General features: G+C 72.0%; 19 protein-coding genes. 9 read left to right on the plus strand and 10 right to left on the minus strand.

Annotated elements, in window-relative coordinates:
* Positions 1-109: 109 nt before the first annotated feature.
* The 3 genes from ACZ4SW_RS14830 to ACZ4SW_RS14840 all read left to right on the plus strand — a co-directional run bounded on the left by ACZ4SW_RS14830 (position 110) and on the right by ACZ4SW_RS14840 (position 4,603).
* On the plus strand, positions 110-2,131 hold the full coding sequence (locus ACZ4SW_RS14830; RefSeq protein ID WP_468242449.1) for a YfjP family GTPase: 2,022 nt from the start codon (positions 110-112) through the stop codon (positions 2,129-2,131).
* Positions 2,132-2,424: 293 nt separating this feature from the next.
* The gene (locus ACZ4SW_RS14835; RefSeq protein WP_468242451.1) at positions 2,425-2,916 is read left to right on the plus strand and encodes a single-stranded DNA-binding protein; all 492 of its coding nucleotides are present in this window, start codon (positions 2,425-2,427) and stop codon (positions 2,914-2,916) included.
* A 283-nt stretch (positions 2,917-3,199) separates the two neighbouring features.
* On the plus strand, positions 3,200-4,603 hold the full coding sequence (locus ACZ4SW_RS14840; RefSeq protein WP_468242454.1) for a TQXA domain-containing protein: 1,404 nt from the start codon (positions 3,200-3,202) through the stop codon (positions 4,601-4,603).
* A gap of 30 nt (positions 4,604-4,633) precedes the next feature.
* On the opposite strand, the gene ACZ4SW_RS14845 is transcribed toward ACZ4SW_RS14840, so the two are convergent.
* The gene (locus tag ACZ4SW_RS14845; RefSeq protein ID WP_468242456.1) at positions 4,634-6,010 is read right to left on the minus strand and encodes an FAD-binding oxidoreductase; all 1,377 of its coding nucleotides are present in this window, start codon (positions 6,008-6,010) and stop codon (positions 4,634-4,636) included.
* A 115-nt stretch (positions 6,011-6,125) separates the two neighbouring features.
* On the minus strand, positions 6,126-7,091 hold the full coding sequence (locus tag ACZ4SW_RS14850) for an antibiotic biosynthesis monooxygenase (RefSeq protein WP_468242458.1): 966 nt from the start codon (positions 7,089-7,091) through the stop codon (positions 6,126-6,128).
* Between the two features lie 83 nt (positions 7,092-7,174).
* On the opposite strand from ACZ4SW_RS14850, the gene ACZ4SW_RS14855 reads away from it, so the two are divergent.
* The 5 genes from ACZ4SW_RS14855 to ACZ4SW_RS14875 all read left to right on the plus strand — a co-directional run bounded on the left by ACZ4SW_RS14855 (position 7,175) and on the right by ACZ4SW_RS14875 (position 11,736).
* The gene (locus ACZ4SW_RS14855) at positions 7,175-7,741 is read left to right on the plus strand and encodes a nucleoside deaminase (protein ID WP_468242461.1); all 567 of its coding nucleotides are present in this window, start codon (positions 7,175-7,177) and stop codon (positions 7,739-7,741) included.
* Positions 7,742-7,813: 72 nt separating this feature from the next.
* Positions 7,814-8,467, plus strand: a complete 654-nt coding sequence (locus ACZ4SW_RS14860; protein WP_468242463.1) for a class I SAM-dependent methyltransferase — start codon at positions 7,814-7,816, stop codon at positions 8,465-8,467.
* Positions 8,468-8,975: 508 nt separating this feature from the next.
* Positions 8,976-10,640, plus strand: coding sequence for an energy-dependent translational throttle protein EttA (gene ettA, locus ACZ4SW_RS14865; protein WP_468242465.1), 1,665 nt, complete (start codon positions 8,976-8,978; stop codon positions 10,638-10,640).
* A 2-nt stretch (positions 10,641-10,642) separates the two neighbouring features.
* A complete protein-coding gene (locus ACZ4SW_RS14870) occupies positions 10,643-11,053 on the plus strand; it encodes an acyl-CoA thioesterase (protein WP_468242467.1) in 411 nt (136 codons plus the stop codon).
* The gene (locus ACZ4SW_RS14875; protein WP_468242469.1) at positions 11,050-11,736 is read left to right on the plus strand and encodes a DUF8185 domain-containing protein; all 687 of its coding nucleotides are present in this window, start codon (positions 11,050-11,052) and stop codon (positions 11,734-11,736) included. Before ACZ4SW_RS14870 ends, ACZ4SW_RS14875 begins: the two co-directional genes overlap by 4 nt.
* Positions 11,737-11,745: 9 nt before the next feature.
* Here ACZ4SW_RS14875 and ACZ4SW_RS14880 read toward each other — a convergent pair whose 3' ends face one another.
* Positions 11,746-12,159, minus strand: coding sequence for a globin (locus ACZ4SW_RS14880; protein WP_468242471.1), 414 nt, complete (start codon positions 12,157-12,159; stop codon positions 11,746-11,748).
* A 137-nt stretch (positions 12,160-12,296) separates the two neighbouring features.
* Here ACZ4SW_RS14880 and ACZ4SW_RS14885 point away from each other — a divergent pair, with 137 nt between their 5' ends.
* A complete protein-coding gene (locus tag ACZ4SW_RS14885) occupies positions 12,297-13,277 on the plus strand; it encodes a methyltransferase domain-containing protein (RefSeq protein ID WP_468242473.1) in 981 nt (326 codons plus the stop codon).
* A 20-nt stretch (positions 13,278-13,297) separates the two neighbouring features.
* On the opposite strand, the gene ACZ4SW_RS14890 is transcribed toward ACZ4SW_RS14885, so the two are convergent.
* From ACZ4SW_RS14890 to ACZ4SW_RS14920, 7 genes are all read right to left on the minus strand, one after another.
* Positions 13,298-14,653: an FHA domain-containing protein gene (locus tag ACZ4SW_RS14890; protein ID WP_468242476.1), complete on the minus strand. Its 1,356-nt coding sequence runs from the start codon at positions 14,651-14,653 to the stop codon at positions 13,298-13,300.
* An 82-nt stretch (positions 14,654-14,735) separates the two neighbouring features.
* Positions 14,736-16,082, minus strand: a complete 1,347-nt coding sequence (locus ACZ4SW_RS14895) for a vWA domain-containing protein (protein ID WP_468242478.1) — start codon at positions 16,080-16,082, stop codon at positions 14,736-14,738.
* A gap of 140 nt (positions 16,083-16,222) precedes the next feature.
* Positions 16,223-17,548, minus strand: a complete 1,326-nt coding sequence (locus ACZ4SW_RS14900) for a protein phosphatase 2C domain-containing protein (protein ID WP_468242481.1) — start codon at positions 17,546-17,548, stop codon at positions 16,223-16,225.
* 3 nt (positions 17,549-17,551) lie between these two features.
* Positions 17,552-20,275, minus strand: a complete 2,724-nt coding sequence (locus ACZ4SW_RS14905; RefSeq protein WP_468242483.1) for a serine/threonine-protein kinase — start codon at positions 20,273-20,275, stop codon at positions 17,552-17,554.
* Positions 20,272-21,594 carry a hypothetical protein gene (locus tag ACZ4SW_RS14910; protein WP_468242486.1) on the minus strand — a complete coding sequence of 441 codons (1,323 nt, stop codon included), beginning with the start codon at positions 21,592-21,594 and terminating at the stop codon, positions 20,272-20,274. Before ACZ4SW_RS14910 ends, ACZ4SW_RS14905 begins: the two co-directional genes overlap by 4 nt.
* A 140-nt stretch (positions 21,595-21,734) precedes the next feature.
* Positions 21,735-22,739: a glutamate ABC transporter substrate-binding protein gene (locus tag ACZ4SW_RS14915; protein ID WP_468242489.1), complete on the minus strand. Its 1,005-nt coding sequence runs from the start codon at positions 22,737-22,739 to the stop codon at positions 21,735-21,737.
* A gap of 14 nt (positions 22,740-22,753) precedes the next feature.
* Positions 22,754-24,127 (minus strand): hypothetical protein, encoded by a 1,374-nt coding sequence (locus ACZ4SW_RS14920; protein WP_468242491.1) that lies wholly within the window; start codon positions 24,125-24,127, stop codon positions 22,754-22,756.
* Between the last annotated feature and the right edge of the window lie 426 nt (positions 24,128-24,553).

Consider the following 24,553-nt stretch of genomic DNA (forward strand, 5'->3'; position numbering starts at 1 on the left):
GATCGACCACAGGGATCAGATCGACCACAGCGATCAGATCGATCACGTCGATCACCGCGATCACGTTGATCACTTCGATCACAGCGATTTCTTTGGTCACTTCGGTCACATGAACAACGCAGCCCACGGCCTCCCGGAGGAGCCGGTAACCACGGGAGCGGACCGAGCGGGCGACGAACGCCGCGCGGGCGAGCACACGCGCGTGGAGCACCATTCCGCGACAGAGGCGACCGGGGTGCAGACCTGTGCGGACACCCGTGCGGACACCGGTGCGGATATCGATGAGGACACCGGTGCGGACATCGGCGTGCCGCACGGCTTCCTGGTGGGCTTCCCGGAGCAGACGCCCCCGCCCGGGTGCTCGGCGGACGACATCGGTCACGCGTGCGTGCCTCGCGGCGACCCGGCGGCGCGTACGGAGACCCCGGCCGTCTGGGACGACGGACTGATCGCCCGCCGGATCCCCGGTACGGCCGAACCGCAGGACGACACCCCACCGGGCGAGGCCCATGACGCTGCCGTACGGCAGCCCGCGCCGCTCGCCTACGACGGCCCCCTGCGCTCCCGACTGGACGCGCTGCGCGAACTCGTGGGCCTGTCGCGGACCCGTCTGGACAGCCGCACGCTCGCCGAGGCGGGCCGGGTCCTGGACGAGGCGGCCGCGCGTCGCAGGCTCTCCGGGGAACACACCGTGGTCGCCGTAGCGGGCGCCACCGGCAGTGGCAAGTCGACGCTGTTCAACGCGCTCGCCGGCGTGCCCCTGTCGGAGACAGGGCTGCGCCGGCCGACCACCGCCGTGCCGATCGCGTGCAGTTGGAGCGAGGGCACGGGCCAGCTCCTCGACCGCCTCGGCGTCCCCGGACGGATGCGTCGGCGCCCCCTGGCGAACCCGGACGGCGAGGGGCAGTTGAGCGGACTCGTCCTGGTCGACCTGCCCGACCACGACTCCGCGGCCCTGGAGCACCGGGAACAGGTCGACCGCATCCTGACGCTCGTGGACGCCGTCATCTGGGTGGTGGATCCCGAGAAGTACGCCGACGCCGTCCTCCACGAACGCTATCTGCGGCCCCTGGCCGGGCACGCCGAGGTCATGTTCATCGTCCTCAACCAGGTCGACCGGCTGCCCGGGGAGGCCGCCGAGCAGGTGCTCGACGACCTGCGGCGGCTGCTCGACGGCGACGGGATCGCCCTGGGCGAGTACGGCGAGCCGGGTGCGACCGTGCTCGCGCTGTCCGCGCTCACCGGCGAGGGCGTGGGCGAACTGCGCGAGGTGCTCGGACAGTTCGTGGCCAGGCGCGGGGCCGCCGTGCGCCGTGTCTCCGCGGACGTGGACGCGGCCGCCGCCCGGTTGCGGCCCGTCTACGCCACCGCGGGGCGCGCCGGGCTCAGCGAGGAGGCGCGTGAGGAGTTCGCCGGGCGGCTCGCGGACGCGGTCGGCGCGACCGCCGCGGGGGAGGCCGCCGAGCGCGCCTGGCTGCGGCACGCCAACCGTGCGTGCGGCACGCCGTGGCTGCGGCTGTGGCGGTGGTACCGGGACCGGCGCGAACCCTCCATGGGACATCTCCCCGTGCCGGTGCCCCCGGACGAGGAGGTGACCGCTCGGCAGCGCGTCGAGCAGGCCGTACGGATCGTGGCGGACCGGGCGGCGGCCGGGCTTCCGGTGCCCTGGGCCCAGGCGGTGCGCGAGGCCGCGGTACGGGGCGCGCAGGGGCTGCCCGAGGCGCTGGACGAGCTGGCGGCGCGCGCCGTGGTGCCGTCGGGGCGGCCGCCCCGGCCCGGCTGGTGGCCGGTGGCCGTGCTCGCCCAGGCGTCGATGACGCTCCTGCAGCTTCTGGGGTCCCTGTGGTTGCTGGGGCAGGTCATCGGTTTCCTGCCGTCGGGCCTCGGGATGGCGCTGCTGCTGTTGCTGGTCGGTCTGGCGGGCGCCCCGGCCGTCGAGTGGGGCTGTGTGATGGCGGCACGGGGACCGGCCCGGCGGTACGGGCTCGAGGCGGAACGGCGGCTGCGTGAGGCGGCGGCGGGGTGCGGGCGGGCCCGGGTCCTGGATCCGGTGGCGGCGGAACTGCTGCGGTACGGGGAGGTGCGGGAGCAGTACGCGAAGGTGGCGGGGGTGGGTGCGCGGGTGGGGTGAGCGCGGTGCGGCCGCCGCGTCGGGGAGCTGACAGGAGCGTCGGCCAGGCGCGGGAAGAGCGGAGGGGCTCGTTCGGGTGGCGGAGTTTTCCACAACCGGGCGGTAGCCCACAGCGTCCAGCGGGCTCGGGCCGGCGGAGGCAGTCTGGCTTCGCGGCGATCGTGACAAGCGCGGTCGTCGCACCGGCGGCGGCATGCGACAGGGCGTGACCGCCGCGGCAGACGCATCCGTGCGGGACGGGCCCGTACGCGTTCCGCTCCGGCGCGCAACCGGGGCGAGGGAGGGGTTTCGCCATGAACGAGACGATGGTGTGCGTGGTCGGCAACGTCGCCACCCAGCCGGTGTACCGGGAGTCGCCGACGGGACCCACCGCCCGCTTCCGGCTGGCGGTGACGGCGCGGTATCTGGACCGCGAGAAGAACGTGTGGACGGACGGGCACACCAACTTCTTCACCGTGTGGGCCCGGCGCTCGCTGGCCACGAACGTCGCCGCGTCGGTGGCGGTGGGCGATCCGCTCGTCGTCCAGGGTCGGTTGAAGGTGCGGACCGAGCAGCGCGACGGCCAGGGCTGGCTGTCGGCTGATCTGGACGCGGCGGCGATCGGCCACGACCTGTCGCGCGGCACGTCCGCCTTCCGGCGGTCGTCCCGGCCCGAGTCGCAGACCGCGGTGACAGCGCAGCCGGAGCCCAACTGGGAGACGGAACCGGCGAGTCGGATGCCGGAGGAGACGCAGCCGCCGGAAGCGGTGGACCAACAGCGCCTGGAGCCCGCAGGGGTGACATGAAGTCAGGCGGGCCGGTTGAACGGTTGACCCCTACCGGCCCGACTGCCGTTTATCACCGCATGTGTCGGCCCATATCCCGACGATCCCCATCCATGGCTGAAAAGCGCAGCTCACAGGCTGTGTGAGCGATAACGATTACGAGTCGGATCTGGCGTTCGGTCACATGATCGGGGAGTGGGGTATCGCGGCGTCCCTAGGATGCCGGGCATAGCTCTCGGGGCTTCTGACTCTGCTGGTGGGACCAGCCCCCCACGTCAACGGGTCCTGCTCGAAGGGGAATTCTGTGTTTGCTGCGTTCTCTGCGCCGTCCGAGCGTAGGCGAGGGGCCGCCCGCCTCGCCGCCGCGACGCTGGTGTCCGGTGTCGTCGCGTCGGGCCTGCTGGCCACCGCGGCGACGGCCGCGGAGGGGACGCCGCAGAGCGAGGGCGGGGCGTCCGCGACCATCGGCGGCCTCAAGACGTACGGCGCCGCCGTCATCCACGACGGCGGCACGGACGAGCAGGTGCCGGCGGGCCTGTTCGAGATGTCCGTCGACGACGGCGGCACCCTGCAGACGTACGGCGTCGACATCCACAACCCCACGCAGAGGGAGGCCAGGTACGACGAGACGTCGTGGAGCGGCACTTCCTTGAACGGCAACAAGAACGCCGGAAAGATCCGCTGGATCCTGCAGAACTCCTACCCGCAGGTGAACAATCTGGCGGAGCTGGCGGTCAGGGCCAAGGCCAAGGGGCTGACCGAGCAGGACGCGGCGGCCGGCACCCAGGTGGCCATCTGGCGCTATTCGGACGGCGCCGACGTGGACGCGGTCGACCCGCAGGCCGAAAGACTCGCGGACTACCTGGAGAAGCACGCCCGTGACCTTCCGGAGCCCGCCGCGTCCCTGACCCTCGGTCCGTCGGCGGTCTCGGGCCATCCGGGCGAGCGGCTCGGGCCGGTCACGGTGCACACGAACGCGGACAGTGTCGCGGTGACCCCGCCGGCGGACGCCGCCATGACCGGAGTGAAGATCGTGGACAAGAACGGCAAGCCGGTCACGACCGCGGCCGACGGCAGCCGGATCTACTTCCAGGTGCCGAAGACAGCGCAGGACGGTTGGGCCCAAGTGAGTGTTCAGGCGTCGACCACCGTGCCGGTCGGCCGGGCCTTCGTCTCCGAGACCCGCAGCCAGACCCAGATACTCGCCGGCTCCAGCGAGTCCTCCGTCTCGGCCACCGCCACGGCGACCTGGGCCAAGAAGGGTGCGATACCGGCCCTGTCGGCCCAGCGGGACTGCGCCGAGGGCGCCGTGGACATCACCGCGGTGAACAAGGGTGACAAGGCGTTCACGTTCGAGTTGATGGGCGCCGAGCACACGATCCCCGCGGGCGCCTCACAGAAGGTGAGCATCCCGTTGCAGGAGGATCAGCCCTACGACTTCACGATCAAGGGCCCGTCCGGCTACCGGAAGTGGGTCAGGGGCGTCCTCGACTGCAGGACGGAGAGCAGCATGGGCGGCTTGAAGATCCAGACGCTCAGCGAACCCAGCCCGGCCACGGTGGGCGGCACGGCGACGGACACCAACCTCGCCGAGACGGGCACGTCGAACGCGACCCCGCTCATCGCGGGCACGGCGATAGCCCTGGTCGTGATCGGCGGCGCGGTCCTCCTCCTGGTCCGCGGGAGGCAGACAGGGGCGCAGGACTGAGCGGTACGAGGCGGTCGTGGGCGGAAATCGTCACGGACCGGCATCATCCGGTGACAGGTAGGACCAGAAGACCCCGTTGGGGTCGTACTGCGCCTTGAGTTCCCGCAGCCGGCGCCAGTCGTCCGGGGCGAAGGACCGGCGGGCGCGGGACGGTGCGGCGGTGAGGTCGGCCTCGGCGATGTAGTGCCCTGTCCCCAGGGGCTCGACCGTGTGCAGGGCTTGTCGCAGCCAGGTGATGTTGGCGGCGTCCTGGCGGGGGTCGTCCCAGACGGCGTACAGGACGACGTAGCTGTCACCGAGCGCCGAGAAGGCCATGTCCTGGGGTGGCCGACCGGCCGGTGAGAGCGGCGCGAGGACCAACGACCTGCTCGACGGGGCCGCGCGGAAGGCGTCGGCGAGCCGCCCGAGCAGCGTGGGGTAGTCGGCGTCCGACCACAGCGTCTCCGCCGCATAACGGTGATCCGGGCCCCACAGGGCGGCCGAGAGGCCGTACAGGCTCTCGAACGTCATCGGCTCGTCCGGCTGCCGGGAGAGGGAGCGTTCGGCGATGGGGCAGACCCGGAGCGGTCCCAGGAAGTCGTGCGCCTCCTGCCGGGAGGAGGCGAAGGCGGTGCCCGTCACGGCCACCACCTTGGGGTCCGGCGCCTTGCCGGGGTGCGCCGAGGCAAGGGAGAAGCTCAACTCCACGCTCGGGGGGAGTTCTGCGGAGACCGCGGTCCCCCACTGCGTCACCTGGGCGACGTCGGCGAGGGGGAAGGTCCATGTGGTGCTCGTGATCACCCCGGGACGCGGATACAGCCTGAGGCGGAAGGCGGTGACCGCGGCGAAGAATCCGGGTCCCGCTCCGCGCGCCGCCCAGAACAGGTCCCGGTGCCGGCGCTCGTTGCAGATGACCTGGTCGCCGTCCGCGGTGACGGCCTCGATCTCCACCACGTCGGCGCAGGCCGGTCCTCGGACTCCGGAGTTCCACCCGAGCCCTCCGCTGAGGAGGTACCCGCCGACGGCGACGGAGCCGCAGTGGCCCGTGGGGAAGGCGAACCCGTGACGGCCGAGTTGGGGTGTGAGCTCACCGCCCGTGATCCCGGGTTGCACCCTCGCCGTCGCCGAGACGGGGTCGACCGTGCACGTGCGGAGCCCGGACAGGTCGATGAGCATTCCGCCGTCGCGCAGCGGTGACCCGCACCAACTGTGTCCACCCGACCGCATGGCGACCCGGAGTCCCTCCGACCGGGCCAGGCGGATCGCGTCACTGACATCGCCGGCCGAGGCCGGACGGACGATGACGTCCGGGAACCGGGCCGGTGTGAGGCCGTTCCACACCGCGGTCCTGTGGACGTCCTGGTAACCGGGGTCGCCCCGCCGGACCCACATTCCCTCAAGGCCGCGTAGCCGCCTGTGGTGGCTCATCACCCCTGCTCCTTGCCACGAGTATCCCGTTTCACGCCGTGGGCGGAGAACGCGCGGAGGCCGCCGATGCCGATGACGCTGCTGAAGACGTGTGGTCCGGTGATGCGCGGCTCCCTCAGGCGGTGAGGCCGAAAACGGCGATGAGGGCCGCGTAACACACGGCCACCACGGTCGCGCCCGCAAGGTCGACGCGCAGTGAACGCGGCCTGTCCGGCGCCAGCCAGAAGGACAGCGCGCGATTGACCACCGGCATCAGAACCCACGTCAGAATCGCGACGCTCAGCACGTTTCCCACGAAGAGGCCGAGGTACCCCGCAACACCGGCATCCGTGAGGACACGGCCCACGGTGAGGTTGAGCACCATGACGGTGGGATAGAGCGCGAGGAGAACGGACATGGCCTGCTTCCAGTTGGGCGGGACGCCCGCCTGTTCCCCTTTACCGAAACGGAACCATCCGCTGAAGGCCGATGCGATCTCGCGGACGTCGTAGCCGACGAAATATTCGCGTCCCTCTTCCAGCAGTTTCGTGCGGACGTCCGACTTCAGCCACTGATCGAGGTGCTGACGCGTGTCGAACCGGAACACGACGACCCAGCGGTCCTGGATCCCCTCCACCGGCGCGAAGAGTTCGGAGCCCATGAACCCCGCGAACTTCTCCTGTGTTTTGAGGGTCTTCTCCTGCCAGCGCACGAAGTCCGGTTCCCTGCCCGGCTTCACCTCGTGCGAGATGACCGCCGTCACCGCTTGCTGAGCCGGTTTCCCGCCGCTGAGAACCTCCTGCGACGGCTCCTCCTCGAACAGTTCGCGGCCCTCACGGAGAAAGCCCCGGCGCGTCTCCGAGTGGAGCCATGAACTCAACTGGTCGACGCCCGAGAAACGGAACACCACGACCCACTGGTTGTCCTCCTCGGAGGCGGGCGGGTACAGCTCAGTGCCCTCGAAGCCGTCGAAGTCCCGTACGGCCCGATTCACCTGCTCCTGCCAGCGCTTGTAGTCCTCCTCGCGCCCGGGGGCCACCTTCTGGGAGATGACGACGGTGGCTCCCGCTCCGCCGGGATCGCGGTTGGCGCTGGCGCTCATACCGAGTAGCGTAAACAGAAGGGAACTTATCGGACAAACGGAATGAAGGCGGCAGTGTCAGTCGGTGTGAGGCGAAGGTCGTCATGGGGCACAGGGAATTCCTGGCCGAGGCGGTGCGGCTGGCCACGGAGTCGGTGGAGCACGGGTGGGGTGGCCCGTTCGGCGCCGTGATCACCCGGGACGGCGAGATCATCGCCCGTGGCCAGAACCGTGTGCTCCTCACCGGAGATCCGACCGCGCACGCCGAGGTGGAGTCCATCCGCAAAGCGTCCCAGCTCCTGAACCCCCAGGCGCCCACCATCTCCGAGGAGCACCAGGACGAGGGCACCCTCGCGTATGTGCCGCGTCCCGAAGGGTCACCCGACCCGGTTCCCGAGCGGGCCCGAATGCTCCGAGGCTGCTCCATCTACATCAGCGGCGCGCCCTGCCCGATGTGCATGAGCGCCATCTACTGGTCGCGCATCGACGACGTCTACTTCAGTTGCGACCTGGCGGCCACGAGGGAGATCGGCTTCGACGACTCCTTCCGGTACGAGGACTTCGCCAAGCCGATGGACCAGCGGCGGATCCACATCCAGCAGATCTACCCGGAGTTGGGCGCGAAGGCGTACGAGGCCTGGACGGCGAAGCCCGACCGGCACGCCTACTGAACGCGGGAGTGGCATCGCCACGTTTCGCCATGACCGACAGCCGGGCTCGGCGTCGGGAATACAGTCGCGGCCATGGTCGAACACGATGCCCTCGGTGCCACCCGCGAGGCCTACGACGCTGCCGCTCCCCTGTACGCGCGGCTGTTCCGCGACGAGTTGCGCCGCAGGCCCCTGGAACGTGCGGTCTTGAGTGCCTTCGCCGAGGTCGTAAGGGCCGGCGGCAACGGTCGGGTGGCGGATCTGGGCTGCGGACCCGGCCATATCACGGCTCACCTGGACGAGCTCGGGCTGTCGGCATGTGGCGTCGACGCCTCTCCCGCGATGATCGGGTTGGCCCGGCAGGCCCATCCGAACCTCCGGTTCGACGTGGGCTCGATGGCGGCGGTGAACATCGCCGACGGCGCGCTGGGCGGCGTACTCTCCCGTTGGTCCATCATCCACACTCCACCGCATGAACTGCCCGCGATCCTGGACGAGTTCCACCGGGTGCTGGCACCGGGAGGCCACCTTCTGGTGGGCCTCTGGGCCGGCGACGACCCGTCTCAGCCGACGCAGGCCTTCGACCACACCGTCGCGCCGGCCTACCGGTGGTGGCCGGATCACCTCGCCGCGATGCTGCGCAAGTCCGGGTTGGCCGAGGTGGCCCGTTTGGTCAGCGAGCCAGAGCCCACCGACCGGCGACAGTTCCAATCGGTTCACCTGCTCGCCCGCAAGGTCCAGGCTTGATCTCAGGCATGAGCCGCACCCCTCACCGTGATCGTTGCGCGCCCGGTCCGGCGGGGGCGCGGCGGCTGGACGTGGCCAATAGGGCTTTGCGACGCTGCGCTCCGTAGCGGAGAAGCTCCGTACTGCTGTCATCAGGGACCGGCAGCTCGGCTGCGCCGGTGACCCGGCCGGAGCAGCGACTCGTCATGCCTGCCTCGGGCCCGCGGCCCTCATCGCCCAGGGCTTCCCGGATCTCCGCAGCGGCGCCGACCTCGGCCTGCGGGGTGCATGGCCTGCGTAGGCTACGGAAGGCCGGGCCGTCCCCCGGCCGTGCGAGGTCGGCCGATGTCGCCCGATGTCGCCCGCGGTCGGCCCGCGGCGACCGACAGTGACGGACGGCCACCGCCGTCACCGGTGAAACCCCAGGTCAGCGGCCCCGGAGCTAACGCGTTTCCGCCCAGGGGTGGCCGTACGGCAAGATGGGGTGTATCTGCCCACTGCCAGATTTCAAGCTGCCGGACGGTTTCTCTTGGCTGAGTTCATTTACACCATGCGCAAGGCGCGCAAGGCTCACGGCGACAAGGTCATCCTTGACGACGTGACGACCAGCTTCTACCCGGGAGCGAAGATCGGTGTCGTCGGCCCGAACGGTGCCGGAAAGTCGACGATCCTCAAGATCATGGCCGGATTGGAGCAGCCGTCCAACGGTGACGCCTTCCTCACGCCCGGCTACACCGTGGGCATCCTCCTCCAGGAGCCTCCGCTGAACGAGGAGAAGACCGTCCTGGAGAACGTCCAGGAGGGCGTTGCCGAGATCAAGGGCAAGCTCGACCGGTTCAACGAGATCGCCGAGCAGATGGCGGTCGAGTACACCGACGAGCTCATGGACGAGATGGGCAAGCTGCAGGAGCAGCTCGACCACGCCAACGCCTGGGACCTCGACGCGCAGCTCGAGCAGGCCATGGACGCGCTGGGCTGCCCGCCCGGCGACTGGCCGGTCACCAACCTGTCCGGTGGTGAGCGGCGCCGCGTCGCGCTGTGCAAGCTGCTGCTGCAGCAGCCAGACCTGCTCCTGCTCGACGAGCCCACCAACCACCTCGACGCCGAGTCGGTGAACTGGCTGGAGCAGCACCTGGCCAAGTACCCGGGCACCGTCGTGGCCGTCACCCACGACCGGTACTTCCTCGACAACGTCGCCCAGTGGATCTGCGAGGTCGACCGCGGCCGCCTCTACCCCTACGAGGGCAACTACTCCAAGTACCTCGAGACCAAGGCCGCCCGCCTGAAGGTCGAGGGCCAGAAGGACGCCAAGCGGCAGAAGCGCCTCAAGGAAGAGCTCGAGTGGGTGCGGTCGAACGCCAAGGGGCGTCAGGCCAAGTCCAAGGCACGTCTGGCCCGCTACGAGGAGATGGCCGCCGAGGCCGACAAGATGCGGAAGCTGGACTTCGAGGAGATCCAGATCCCGCCGGGCCCGCGCCTGGGCAACGTCGTGGTCGAGGTCGACGACCTGCACAAGTCCTTCGGCGAGAAGGTCCTCGTCGACGGGCTTTCGTTCACGCTGCCGCGCAACGGCATCGTGGGTGTCATCGGTCCGAACGGCGCCGGCAAGACCACCCTGTTCAAGATGATCCAGGGCCTGGAGAAGCCGGACTCCGGCGAGATCAAGGTCGGCGAGACCGTCAAGATCTCGTACGTCGACCAGGGCCGCGCCAACATCGACCCGAAGAAGACGCTGTGGGAGGTCGTCTCCGACGGGCTCGACTACATCAACGTCGGGCAGGTCGAGATGCCGTCCCGGGCGTACGTCTCCGCCTTCGGGTTCAAGGGACCGGACCAGCAGAAGCCGGCCGGCGTCCTCTCCGGCGGTGAGCGCAACCGCCTCAACCTCGCGCTCACCCTGAAGCAGGGCGGCAACCTGCTGCTCCTCGACGAGCCCACCAACGACCTCGACGTGGAGACGCTGTCGTCGCTGGAGAACGCGCTGCTCGAGTTCCCCGGCTGCGCCGTCGTCGTCTCCCACGACCGGTGGTTCCTGGACCGGGTCGCCACGCACATCCTCGCCTACGAGGGTGAGTCCAAGTGGTTCTGGTTCGAGGGCAACTTCGAGTCCTACGAGAAGAACAAGATCGAGCGGCTCGGCCCGGACGCGGCCCGTCCGCACCGCGCCACCTACCGGAAGCTGACCCGGGGCTGATCTTGCGCCACATCTACCGCTGCCCGCTGCGCTGGCGGGACATGGACGCATACGGCCACGTCAACAACGCGGTGTTCCTCAGCTACCTGGAGGAAGCCCGGATCGACTTCCTGAGCCGCCCGGACAAGCAGTTCAGGCAGGGGTCCGTGGTGGCACGGCACGAGATCGACTACAAGCGGCAGCTCGTCCACCGGCCCGAGCCGGTGGACATCGAGCTGTGGGTGGCGGAGATCAAGGCGGCGTCCTTCACGGTCGGCTACGAGGTCAAGGACGGCGACCAGGTCTACGTCCGGGCCTCGACGGTCGTCGTGCCGTTCGACTTCGAGGAGCAGCGGCCCCGCCGGATCACGGCGGAGGAGCGCGCGTTCCTCCAGGAGTACCGGGACGACGAGGAGGGGGCCGTCGCCGCATGACGGTGCTCCACCTCGCCGACGACGGGGAGGCGGCCGACCTCGCCGCCTTCCTCTCGCGGCTGCTCCACTACGACCGTGGGGCCGCTGTGCGTCTGCAGGCGACCGGGACGACGCTGGCGGTCTTCGGACGGCCGCCGTCGTTCGAGGTGCTCGCCGTCCGTGCGGTGCGGCTCGCCAAGCCGTACGAGGACGGGCTCGAGGTCCGGCTCGATGTGACCGTGGCGGCGGGTGAACTCCTGGAGTCCGTGGACGAGTCGGCGGCCACGGCCGCCGTGCCCGCCGCCGTCACCGGGCCGCCCTGGGCGGGGGTCCTGCCGCCGCGCGCCGGCTGGCGGCCCGAGCCGGGGCTTTCGGCGCCCGAGGCGCTGCGGGCCACCGTGGCCGCGGCGGTGGCCGAGTTCAGGTCCCGTACGGAGGAGCTGCCGGCCGAACGGCGCACCCGCGCCGAACTCGACCGGATCGGCCGGGAGATCTGGTCCCGCCCGGTGGGGGACACCGAGCTGCCGGTGCGGGCCGTGCACGCGGCGCAGTCGCTCGGCTTCCTGCGTCCGGCGCGGGGGGTGCCCGCCGAGGAGCCGGTCGCGCTGCTCTCGTCCGGCGCGTGGCTCCGGCTGCGCACGCCGTACGGGTCGATCGCCGTCCGCAGGGCCGGACTCGGCGCGCTGAACGTCAGCGTCCGCTGACCTGGGGGCTCACCCCGGGGTGTTCACCATCGTCGCGGCGGCGTAGGTCAGGTAGTTCCACAGCGTGGTCTCGTGCTCCTCGGAGAGGCCGAGTTCCTCCACCGCGACCCGCATGTGCTTCAGCCAGGCGTCGTGTGCGGCCTGGTCCACCGCGAACGGGGCGTGGCGCATCCGCAGCCGGGGGTGGCCGCGCTGCGCGCTGTACGTCGTCGGGCCGCCCCAGTACTGGATCAGGAACAGGGCGAGGCGCTCTTCCGCCGGGCCCAGGTCCTCTTCCGGGTACATGGGCCGCAGGACCGGATCCTCGGCGACTCCCTCGTAGAAACGGTGGACCAGGCGGCGGAAGGTCTCCTCACCGCCGACCTGCTCGTAGAAGGTCTGCTCCTGAAGCGTGCCGCGCCGAATCTCTTTCACGTGCTCCATGGTCTCAGACCCGCCGACCGAGGACGCAAGGCTTAGGACCAGGGGCCAGGATCAGGGACCAGGCACCAGAAGGACGGATTCCGCATCGGGCGCGCGGCGTGCTCGCTTCCTAGTGTGAGCCGCAGCACAGTGGAGGTATGGCCACCCACGCTCTCGACCAGGACCTGGAGAACCTCGCCGCGTCCGCGCGGGCGGAACTCGTGCGGGAGATCGACGCGAGCGGCGCCTGGAGCGCGGATCCCGTGTGGCGGGAGGCGTTCGCGGCGGTGCCGCGCCATCTGTTCGTGCCGTACTACTACATCGGCGTGCGGGGCGGCTACGAGCGCCGATGGTGCGGCGACCCCGCCCCGGATCGCAGGGAGCAGTGGCTGCGCGGCGCCTACACCGACGCCCCGCTGGCCACCCGGATGCGCGACGGCGAGCTGGTCTCCTCCAGCAGCCAGCCCTCCCTCATGGCGGAGATGCTGACCGAGCTGAGGGTCGAGGACGGGAACGCCGTACTGGAGATCGGCGCCGGCACCGGCTACAACGCGGCCCTGCTCGCCCACCGCCTCGGCGACGACCGGGTCACCACCATCGACCTCGACCCGGAGATCACCGAGTCCGCGCGGCAGCACCTTGCGGCCGCCGGATACCACCCGGCCGTGATGACGGGCGACGGAGCGCGCGGCGTACCGGAGCGCGCCCCGTTCGACCGCATCATCGCCACCTGTTCGCTGAGTTCGCTCCCGGGCGCCTGGCTGGCGCAGTGCACTCCCGGCGCGCGCATCCTCACGCCGTTCGCGACCGGGCTGGTCGTCCTGTGGGTAAGGGACGCCGGGAAGGCCGAGGGACGCTTCCTGCGCACGCCCGCCTTCTTCGTGCCGTTGCGCGGCGGCACCCGGCCCGAGCCGGAGTCCCGGGATCTGGGCGGGCTGCCGCAGCGCGCCCGCGGCAGCGACCAGTTCCGGTTCCTGCTGGCCCTGACGCGGGGCAGCCTCGACCCGTACGAGGCGTACACGCTGTGGGAGCGCGAGGAACGGCCCGGGCGGGAGCGGTTCGGCATCACGGTCGGCGGCGACCGTTCCTGGGCGTGGCTGGACGACCCGGAGGGGCCGTACGCCTGGCCCCTCCCCTGACCGTCGCTCCTCCCGGCCCTTCAGCCCCGGCGGATGGTGATCGTCGTCCAGGCTCCGACGTGCACCCGGTCCCCGTCCTGCAGGGGCACCGGCACAAAGGGCTGGATGGGCTCCTCCGAACCGTTGACCGTGGTGCCGTTGGTGGAGTTCTGGTCGACGACCGCCCAGGACCCGTCCGGCTGCTGCACCAGCATGGCGTGCTGGTGCGAGACGCCCGGGTCCTCCGGCGGCACCGACAGGTCGATGTCGGGCGTGTCGCCGGTGGAGTGGCGGCGGCGGCCGATGGTGACCTGGTTGCCGGTGAGTGTGCGCTGCTGCTCGGGCGAGTACGCGGGCAGGTTGAGGCCCGCGGCCTCGGGGCCGGAGCGCTGCATCATCGCCATGAAGTACTCGCGGTCCGGACCGATGGTCGCGGTCCAGGTCGCCGGCTGCTGCGGCTCGTAGGGGCGCGGCGGGGCCTGGGTGGAACCGGGCTGCGGGTAGCCGTAGCCACCGCCCTGGCCGCCAGGGCCACCCGGGCCGCCGGGCCCCGGTGCGGACGACGGCGGCGAGATCACCCAGTCGTCGTCACCGCCGCCGAAGGACGGACCGCCGGACTGCGGCGGGGCGGGCGGCGGGAAACCACCCTGGGTCGGCGGCGGGGGAGGCGGGGGACCGGGCCGCTGGAAGGCGGAGGGCGGTGCGCCCTGCGGGAAGCCCGACGGGACGCCCGGAGCCGTGGTCTGCGGACCACCGGACGCACCCGGGCCGCCGGCGCCACCGGGACCGCCGGGTGTGGGCCCGGGCGGCGGGACCGGACGCGACGGGTCGGCGCCGAAGCCGGGCGGACCGGCGGGGCCGGGCGGACCGGACGGGCGCGAGGGATCCTGGCCGAACGGGCGCGGGGGATCCTGGCCGAACCTCGTCGGTCCCGACGGCTCGCTGCCGAACGGCGGGGACGGCGGGATCGGTTCCGCGGGCCGGTTCACCTGAGACGGCCGGGAGCTGTGGTAGTCGTACGCGTCCGGGCCGGGCCCGGTCGGACCGCCCTGCTGGAAGCGCAGCGCCGGGTTGGGCGCCGGCTGGCGCGGGGCGGCGGGCGTGTACGAGGTCGCCGTGTTGGTCAGGAAGTTCCACCGGCACTCCTCGCAGAACGGGGCGCCGCCCTCGCGGGGCGTACGGCACTGCGGGCACAGCTCTGGCTCGGCGGACAACGGGCCTCCCCCGGGGCGGCCGCCCGCGCCCGGAGGCGGCGGGGGCGAACCCGGCGGCGGGTAGCCGTAACCGGCGGCGGGCGGCGGGGGCGGCGGCGGGGGTACGGCACCGGCCATACGGTGACCGCAGACCTCGCACCAGTCGTCGGAACCCGACTGGTGTCCGTTCGGGCAGGTCGGCATGTCGGCGCGTCCCCCTCTCCTTCTTCCGGCCCTCGGGACCGGCGTGGTTCTCCAACCCCTGGGGGTCGGGCTGGCTGTTATGTCACTTCTTTACACGAACAGTCTTTGTGGACCGTGTCTCGAGCGTCATCTCGTCGGCCTCCGCGACCTTCGCTTTCAGTCGCACAGTACCTGTCGCGGCGTCGACCACGTCCACCACCTTCGCAAGCAGTTTCGCAGTATCTGCGTTCCCTGAGGCATTCGCGAGCTGAACCGCACGGCCCAGTTTGGCCGTTGCTCCATCGAAATCGCCTTCTTTGCGTAGATCCAGCCCCTGCTGGATGACGTGGGCCAGTTCCGCCTGCCCCGTGTAGTGGGCGACCTGGGCGTTGATCGACGTGGAGGCCACCATGTCGTCGGTCCACACCGCCCGGACGAGCCCCTGCGCGCCGAGGTTCCGCGCACTCCCGTCGCCCTGGGGTATGACCAACGACACGCGCGCGGCCAGCATCTCCTGGCCGATGTTCGCGGGCGGGACCCGGACGCAGACGTGGTAGTCGCGGGACTCGTCGCCCCAGGAGCCGGTGGGGTAGTCCCCGGCACGCGGGCCCGCCTCGACCCGCCGGCCGGTCAGGTCCTCGACGGTGGGCGCCACCTGCTTGACGAACCTGATCTCCGTGCCGACGGGTGTCCACAGCCGCAGTGCGACGTCCGCGACCTCCTTGCCCATGGCCGTCTCCATCATCTGCGTGAAGTCGGCGGCGAGCGCGGCCGGATCGGCGACGATGTCGGCGGTGCCGAGCAGCGCGGAGGCGATCCCGGTGACCTCCCTGACCTCCCAGTCGGTGCCCACCCCCCGCGCGTCGCAGGTGAACCGGCCGGCGCAGGCGTCCAGTGTGGCCTTCAGGGCGTCGGGCGACTCGTGTTCGTTGCGGCCGTCGGTGAGCAGGATGCCGTGGCGTATGGAGACGTCCGCGGAGGACAGCAGCCGCTCCGCCAGCCGCAGCCAGGTGCCGATGGCGGTGCCGCCGCCCGCGCTGAGGCGGCGCAGCGCCTGCTTGGCCTGGCCGCGGGTGGTCGCGTCGGCGACCGCCAGCCGCCCGCCGCCCGGATAGACCTCCTTGGCCACGTGGGTGCCGCCGATCACGGCGAAGTGCACGCCGTCGCGCAGGGTGTCGATGGCGGCGGCGGTCGCCTCGCGCGCGTTGCGCATCTTGGTGGGCGGGTAGTCCATCGACCCGGAGCAGTCGACCATGATCGCCACGGCCGCGTCCGGTCCCCGCCCCGGGGTGTGGAGGTGGGGTGCCGTGACGGCGCCGCCGATCGTCCCGCCGCCGGTCGCCGTCACCGTGACGATGGCGTCGACCTCGCGGCCCCCTTCCGGCAGGTACTCGTTCTGGTAGACGTCCACCGAGAACTGCGGCACGTTCGACTTCGAGAAATTGGCCATGGCCGTATCGGATCCCCCTTGAGAACCCCACCGCGGTGGGTGACGACTGGTGGCGGGCCGCTCCCCTCCGGCCCTCGGACCGGCCCCCGCCGGCCCCGTGTGCGTCCGGGCCACCCCTCACGGCGCCCCGGACACACCCCTCAGGCGGATCCTGCCCCCTGCGGCAGGGCCGGGAACGGCAGCACCGCCACTGTTACGTTGTCGTGGCCACCGCCGTCCAGGGCGTGGCCGACCAGCACGCGGGCGGCGTGCAGCGGGCGGACCCCGGCGTCGAGCGGCACCACCTCGGCCATCTCCTCGGCGGCCTCCGCGTAGTTCCACAGCCCGTCCGTGCACACCACCACGACACCCGGCCGGTCCGGCTTGAAGGACGCGGTGTGCGGGTCGAGTTCGTAGGCGTCCGCGCCGAGCCAGCCCGTGATCGCGTGGGCACGCTCGTCGGCGTACGCCTGCGCCTCGTTCATCAGGCCCGCGGCGACCATCTGCGCCGCCCACGAGTCGTCCTCCGTGAGCCGGGCCGGCGGCGCGGCGCGGTCCACCGGGACCCAGTAGGCGCGACTGTCCCCGACCCAGCCGACGACGAGCAGGCTCGCGGTGACGACGGCGCCGACCAGGGTGCAGGCGGGCGCGTTCTGGTGCGGGGCGTGCTCCTGGGCCGTCTCCGGCTCCGCCGCCAGGGAGTTGACGGCGTGCGAGGCGGCGACGATCGCGTCGTGCATGGCCTGCTGCGGGTGGGTGCCGCGCGGCAGGGCGTCGAGCAGCGCCTCGCCCGCCGCCCGGGCGGCGGCCAGGGAGGCGTCGTCGGGGCGGGTCGCCGAGGACACGCCGTCGCAGACGATCGCCACGACGGCGGGCGAGCCGTCGGGCAGCGCGGTGGAGGAGACCGCGAACGCGTCCTCGTTGCGGTGGTGGCGCAGGCCGCGGTCGCTCACCGCGGCGACGGAGCCCAACTCCTGCTCCAGGTGGTCGCGTTCGCGCGGCTGCGCGTGGCCGCAGTTCTCGCAGTAGCCGTCGCCGTCCACGTTGCCCGCCCGGCAGGCCACGCAGACCTTCGCGCCCTCGGCAGGCGCCGACGGGACGGCGGTGCGCGGGTCGGCCGGCCGGGGTGCCGCGAGGTGGTAGTCGTCGGGCTCCGCGGGACGGTCGAACCGCACGCCCCTCCCGTCGGGCGCGCCGTGCGGCTGCGAGCCGCCGGAGTCCGTGCCCGGCAGATCGTTCGGCAGGTGCACCGGGGCGGGGCCCTGAGGACCGCCCGCCGGCGGGGCGGCCGGCCAGTCGACCGGGGGCACCTCCGAAGAGGGCCCCGGCACCGTGCCGTTCATGGTCAGCGTCGGGGGGTCCGACGGCGGGGCGGGCACCACCGACAGGTCGTACCCGCAGGCACCGCAGTAGAGGTCGCCCGACTCCAGGGGCTCCTCACAGCTGGGGCACCGCGAAAGCGCCGTCGACCGTGGCATCTGGGACATCGATCACACCCACGTCCGGGGGCGGTAACGGTTGGCACGTTCCACCAGGTCGATCCTCTCCTCGCCGCCCTGTGCGAGTCTGGCCAGCGTCCGGTACGAGCGCTCCAGGCCGAAGCGGAGGCCGCGCTCGTCCAGGTCGCTGCCGAGCAGCGCCCGCCCGTCGGCCCCGGGCGGCGCGGAGCCCTGGCTACTGGAGAGTACCCAGTCCAGCGCGCAGCCCAGGACCTCTGTGGACAACTGCTCGCGTCGCACGGCGTCCAGACCGTACGCCTCCAGCGCCTGCACCTGACCCGCGGCGGCCACCAAGTCGTCCAGGAAGGCCGGGTCCGGTCCCTGGCCGGTGCGCTGCCGCAACCGCGCCCGCACGGCGGCGACGCGGGCCGCGGTGTAGTGGATGGACGCCTCCGGCACGGACTCCAGGGTACGCACGGCGCCCCGGCGGTCACCGGCGGCGAACCGGACGCGGGCCAGACCGAACGCCGCGCTGACGTAGCTCGGGTCGGTCGTCCAGACGAGACGGTAGTACTCGGCGGCGTTGTCGAGCTGGCCGAGGACCTCCGCGCACAGGCCGAGGGCCAGCTTGGGCGCGGGCTCGCCGGGGAAGGCGTCGTAGACCGCGTCGAAGGAGAGCGCGGCGGCCTCGTGGTCGCCCGTGACGAGCGCGGTGACGCCCCGGTACCACACGACCCGCCAGTCGTCGGCGTGATCCGCCTCCAGGGCCGCCAGGGCCCGCCCGGCGCCCGCCGTCTCGCCCATCTCCAGCCGGGCGCGCAGCTCGCGCAGCCGCAGCTCCGGGGAGGCGGCCGGTGCGGTCCGCAGGGCGGCGATCAGCTCGGCGGGTGCGGAGGCCATGAGTCCGGCCAGGAAACCGGCGTTGGGGTCGCCGGGGTCGACGTGCGGGACGGGCAGCGCGAGCGCGGCGGCGGGGGCGTCGACCGGCTTGACGACGACCGGGTTGGCGGGGGCGGCGGCTGCGCCACCCGTCGTCGCGGCCGCTCCGGGACCGGTGACAGCGGTGGGACGCCCATGGGCCGCGGAGGCGGCGATGACCGGCGGGCCGGATACGGCACCCCCGGCGCCGGAGACCGGTGCGCCCGGCGTCGCGGGCGGCGCGCTCCCGGTGCCGGAGGCCGGTGGGCCGGGCGTCGCGCTCCCGGCGCCGGAGCCAGCTGTTCCCGGGGCCGCGGGCAGCGCGCCCCCGGCCGCCCGGCGCCACCGGCGCGCGGGGACCACCCGTGCCCCCAGCCGCGACACCTCACCGGCCTGTGTCGGGAACAACTCCGTGTCCGTGACCCGGAGTTCCGGCCCGAACAACGTCGACAGCGCGGGCCTCGGACGGCCCGTCTCCAGCGCGACGACCTCCCGCAGCACCCCCGTCAACTGCTCCGCCATCTCCTGCGCGGAGGCGAACCGGCGGGCGGGGTCGGGGTCGGTGGCGCGGACCAGCAGCCGGTAGAAGGACTCGTACCGCTGGAACACCTCGACGGTGTCCGGGTCGGGCAGACAGTCCGCGTAGGCGTTCGTGTAGCCCTGGAAGTCGAAGGTGAGCACCGCCAGGGTGCGCGCCACCGTGTAGAGGTCGGAGGCGACCGAGGGGCCGACCTCCGCGACCTCGGGCGCCTGGTAGCCGACCGTGCCGTAGATGGCCGACTCCTCGTCGTCCATCCGGCGCACAGCGCCCATGTCGATCAGCTTGAGCTGGTCCTCGGTCTGGATGGCGTTGTCGACCTTGAAGTCGCAGTACAGCAGGTTCCGGCTGTGCAGGTGCCCGAGCGCCTCCAGCGCCTCGATGCCGTACGCGCACGCCTGTTCCACCGGCAGCGGATCGCGTCGCCCGCCCGGTGTGCGACGCTCGTTGGCGATCTCCTTCAGCGACTTGCCGCCGACGTACTCCATGACGATGTACCCGTCGAGCGAGCCGGTGCGCTGGTCCAGGTGCTCGACGAAGTTGTAGATGCGCACGATGTTGGCGTGCTCGATCTCCGCGAGGAAGCGCCGCTCGGAGATCGCCGCGGCCATCGCGTCCTGGTCGCCGGTGTCCAGCAGGCCCTTGAGGACCACCCAGCGGTCGGAGACGGCGCGGTCCACCGCCAGGTAGATCCAGCCGAGCCCGCCGTGCGCCAGGCAGCCCACGACCTCGTACTGGCCGTGCACGATGTCGCCGGCCCTCAGCTTCGGGACGAACGAATAGGGGTGGCCGCACTTCGTGCAGAAGCCCTCGGTGCGCCCGGGCCGGTCACCGCGCGCCCGCCCCACCGGGGCCCCGCAGTCGGAGCGCGAGCAGAACCGCTTGCGCTCGGGCACCTCCGCGCGCTCCAGCACCATCGCCCGCGGGTCGGGCCGCGGCACCGCCGGGACCTGCACCAGGCCGAGGCCGAGCCGGCTGCGCCCCGAACTCCCGGAGGTGGAACCCGAGCTGCGCACCGACACCGAGCGGCCGGTCGACTTCCCGGACAACCGGGCCGACACCGACCTCCGGGACTGGGAGGACCGCCGGGACTGCGACGACCGCGACGACGGCCGGGAACCGGGCCGCGAGCCGCCGGTTCCCGAGCCCCCGGAGTCCTTGCCGCCCTCGGTGCCCCCCGTCGGCGGCGAGCCCGCCGTGCCCTTCGCCGAGACGACCGGCGCGAGCCCGCACGTGTCGCAGTACAGCTCGCCGCCGCCCACGTCCTCGTACGACCCCTCGCAGCCGGGCCGCTGGCACGTCCTCCCCGCCTGGTTCATGCCTCCCCCCTCCGGTCGACCGGTGCACCCGGCTCGGGAACGCGCGCGCCGAGCTGCTCCGCGACCGCCCGCTGGTAGCGCAGCACCGCCTGCTCCGCGGCCCTCAGGTCGCAGGGCGCGCTCCACAGCATGCGGCGGGCGATGTCGTACCGCTCGACCAGCAGCGGGTCCTCCGCCAGGCCGTGCCGCGCCACCTTCGCCTTGTACGCGTCGAGGCGGCCGCGCAGCTCGGCGCGGACCGCGAGCGGCGCGGTGACCGCCGTCAGCGACTCGCGGGCCCGCTGGAGTTCGTCCTCCGCCTTCTGCTCCAACGAGTCCAGGAGCGGCGAGAGGCGGTGCCACTGGGCGTGTCTGCGGTACTCGGCGGCCGTCGCCAACTGTTCCTGCAACGCGGTGGGCGGGCCGCTGACCGCGGGCACCTCGGAGGCGGCGATCTTCGCCAGCACCTCACCGCGCGCGCTGCGGGCCTCGGCCAGGGTGCGGTCCGCGCGGCTGAGCAGGTCGCGCAGCCTGACGAGCCGCTTCTCCGCGTCCTGCCGCACCGTCAGCACCGCGTCGATCTCCCGGCGCACGTCCTCGAGGGCGCGCGCCTGACGGTCGTACACCGTGGTGTCCGGCCTGCCGCCGCCGGGGGCCGAACTCCCCTGGGCCGGGACCCAGTAGGCCAGCGGGTCGGAGACCACCTGCTCACGCAGCCTGGTCAGGGTGCGCGTGATGCGCTCCAGATCGTCGCCCGCGGGGTGCTCGCCGGGGCGTACGCCCACCGAGTGGGCGAGCTGACGCGTGCGCTGCAACTCCGCGGCGAGTAAATCGATCCGGGCGGGCAGCGCCGACCACACCGCGTCGGCGGCGACGACCATGTCCAGCGAGGACGCGTAGAGGTCGTTCATCCGGTCCACGAGCTGTTCCAGCGTGAACTGCTTGCTGAGCCGGCCGGTGCCCGTGAGGGTCGGCGCGTTCGCCGTCGCCGTGGCACCGCCGGCGACGGTGACGCTCGGGCCGCGCAGCAGTTCGGTCAGCTCCACCAGGTCCTCGCGGCTGGACCAGCGCCTGCGGGAGCGGATCTCGCGCGCGGTGCGCAGGGTGTCCGTATAGGCGTCGAAGTACGTCCACAGCAGGGTGATCGACGCCTCGGCCGACGTCCACCGCTCCTTGGTGACGCCGGTCAGTTCGGCGCCCTCGAGGAGTCTGCGGCCCGCGTGGTCCTGCAGGGCGAGGAGCGAGGTCTCTATGGCCTCGTGCTCCGCGCCGAGCCGCGCCAGCGCACGGTCCACCTCGTCCCGGTCCATCACCGGCCCGGTGTGTCCCGTGACGCCCATCGATCACCTCTCGCTCTCGTCGTTCCCCGCGCGCGTATCGGGTGCGCGGGGCAACTCTTCAGTGGTACCAGGTCGGTTGCGTCGGTTCGGTTGCGTCGGTTCGGTTGCGTGGCTTCAGTGCGTCGGTTCAGTGCCTCGGTTCAGGTGGAGGGCGGCTGTGACGGCGTGGAGTCCTCGCCCAGCGTCCGGGAGAGCCACCTGGTGTACGAGGCCTGCCAGCCGTTCTTGCGGTAGTCCTCGAGCACCTGGTTGACCCGGCGTACCAGATCCTTGTCATCCTTGTTCATCGCCACGCCGTAGTACTCGGTCGTGAACGGCTTTCCCTTGAGTTCGACGGTCGGGTCCTGGGCGGCCTGGCTCGCGGCGAGGGCGCCGTCGGTGACCACCGCGTCGACCTCGCCGAGTTGCAGCTTCACCAGGCAGTCGAGCTGGTTCGGGACGGTGGTGGAGATGTCGGCGGACGCGGCGAGCCGGCCGGCCTTCTTGTCCCCGCCCAGCTTCGCGTTCGCGGTCGAACCCTGCGCGGAGCAGATCCTCTTGCCGGCGAGCGACCTGTCGTAGCCCGTGATCGGGGACGACTTGGGGGCCAGGACCTGCTGGCCGGTCGTGAAGTACGGCTCGGAGAAGGCCACGTCCGCCAGCCGGTCGCAGGTGATCGTCATGGTGCGCACCACCATGTCCACCTGGTGGTTCTTGATGGCCGGGATGCGCTGGTTGGTGGGGATGGCGTGGAAGCGGACGGCGTCGGGGCTGCCGATGATCTGCCGGGCGATCTCGCGGGCCAGGTCGATGTCGAAGCCCTCGAGGTCGCTGCCCTTGGTGTTGGGGTCGCGGTAACCCCAGTGGTAGCTGTTCTGGTCGACGCCCACCGAGAGATAGCCGCGCTGCTTGATGGCCGTGACCGCAGGGCCGCTCTCGTCGCTCGACGGCGGCGGGCTCATCCGCTCCGGATGGCCCCCGCAGGAGTCGTCCTTGGCCTGTGTGGCCCTGGCGAGGCCCGGGCCGCCGGTGCCCGTCGAGCCGTTCCCGCGCGGGTGGGTCAGCGGCAGCAGCAGCGCGAGGACGAGGGTGAGCGCGCAGGCGCCGAGCATCGCCGCCACACCGCCCCAGCCCTTCAGGCTCGCCCTCAGACGCAGTGCGATCATCGCCGCTCCCCCTCTCACCGGTACTCCGACAGCCTGCGCCCGACGCCCAGCACCGTGCCGGAGGCGCCCAGCACGGCGAGGACGGCCGCGCCCACCGGGAGCCCCGTCATGGCGTCCCGGCCGCCGCTCGCCGCCTGCACGAACTCACTCTCCTCGTGGTCCAGCGCCTTGGCCAGGTTCGCGTCCACGCCGTCGAAGCACTCGCCGGTGGGCTGGTCCGCCCGGGATCCGATGATCTTGTTCAGCGCCGCCTGGTAGTTGCCGTCGTCGTCGGCCGTACGCGCCTGCTTGTGGCGCTCCTGCCACACCTTCATGTTGCCGGTGGCGGCCTTCACGGGCTGCTCGCCGGCCTGGTCGTCGGCGAGGGAGGCGGCCTTGGCCAGGCTCGCTTCGAGCGCGTCCATGTCCTGCTGGAAGGCGTAGTCGTAGGCGTCCTCGACCGCCCCGCTGGGCAGCTTCCTGGTCTCGGCGCCGCGGCTGACCAGCGTCAGGTTCTCGTTGCCGCGGGCGTTCAGGGACGCGATGCGGGCGTCGTGCAGCACGTTCAGCGAGCGGATGCCGTGCGCGTACGAGGAGTTCAGGTTCGCGCGGGCGACGCTGTGGCCGACGACCAGCCACAGCAGCACGATCGCGGAGGCGGTCGTGGCGGCGACCAGGCCGTGGTTGAACACACGGTTGGTACGCACATAGTGGCGGCGCTGGGCCCAGCCGAGGGCGGCGAGCGCGAGGACACCGAGGGCGAGGGCGAACCAGGGGTACGGAGTGGCGCTCCGGTAGTCGGAGCTCAGCCGCTCGTTCTCCTTGGTGTACAGGTCCTGGGCGGCCGGCAGCATCTCCTGCTGCATCTTCTCGTTCGCGGCCCGCAGGTAGGCGCCGCCGACGGGGAAGCCCTGGCGGTTGTTGGCGCGGGCGCGTTCGACGAGGCCCTTGTACTCCGGGAGCAGCGTGTTGAGTTTGGTGATGGTGGCCGCGGAGGGGGAGCCGGGTTCGGCATTGGCCGCGGCGGTGACCAGCTTGGCGGCGGCCGTCCGGATGTCCTTCTCGTAGCGCAGGGTGGTCGCGGCGGGCTCCTGGCCGCCCGCCAGGAAACCGCTCGAAGCCGTGGTGTTGGCGTCCGCCAGGGAGCGGTAGATGTCGGCGGCGCCCGCGCTGAGCGGCTGGCTGCGGTGCAGTACGTCGTCGGCGGCGCCCGCGCGGTCGCTCATCTGCCAGGCGGTGACGGCACCGAAGGAGACCACGAGCAGGGCGAGGACGGCGCCGATGACGCGGAGCCGGCCGGGCTCGGTGGCCGCGGCGGTACGGAGGCGGTCGGCGGCCTCGGCGAAGGCGGGGCGGCGGGGTGCGAGGGGCGTCGCCGGTAGGGCACCGCCCTGCTGCAGCTCTGTCACCTGACCTCCCCCTTGGCCATCCGTCGCGGCAAGTATCACCGCGGGGGGTGCCGTCCGCACAGGGCTTCGTGCGATCTTGTTGCTGAGATGTGCCGTTGTGTTCCACCCCCGCTCTTGAATACGCGACGTGAGGGTGTTCGGTTCCCGGGGGTGGGCTGGGCCTGGGGGAGGTTGCGCAGCCCGGCGCTGACGGGGTGCCTCCCCCGAGCTCTACGAGCAAGGGGGCACCCCCAGCGCCCACCCGTGCCGCCCTGGGGGTCCCCCCAGGCCGTTAAGGCACTGGGGGAGGCACGATTGCCCGCGGCTGGGCAGGCGCGACCGCCCGTGGCCACGGCGGATTTTGTCGCCGCCCTGTTCGCAGGCCATGCTTTCCCCCCCCCCCTAGTAGACCCCTACCCGCTCCCTTGTCTTCCCTCTGGAGGTTTC

The sequence above is a fragment of the Streptomyces sp. NPDC028331 genome (assembly GCF_055565775.1).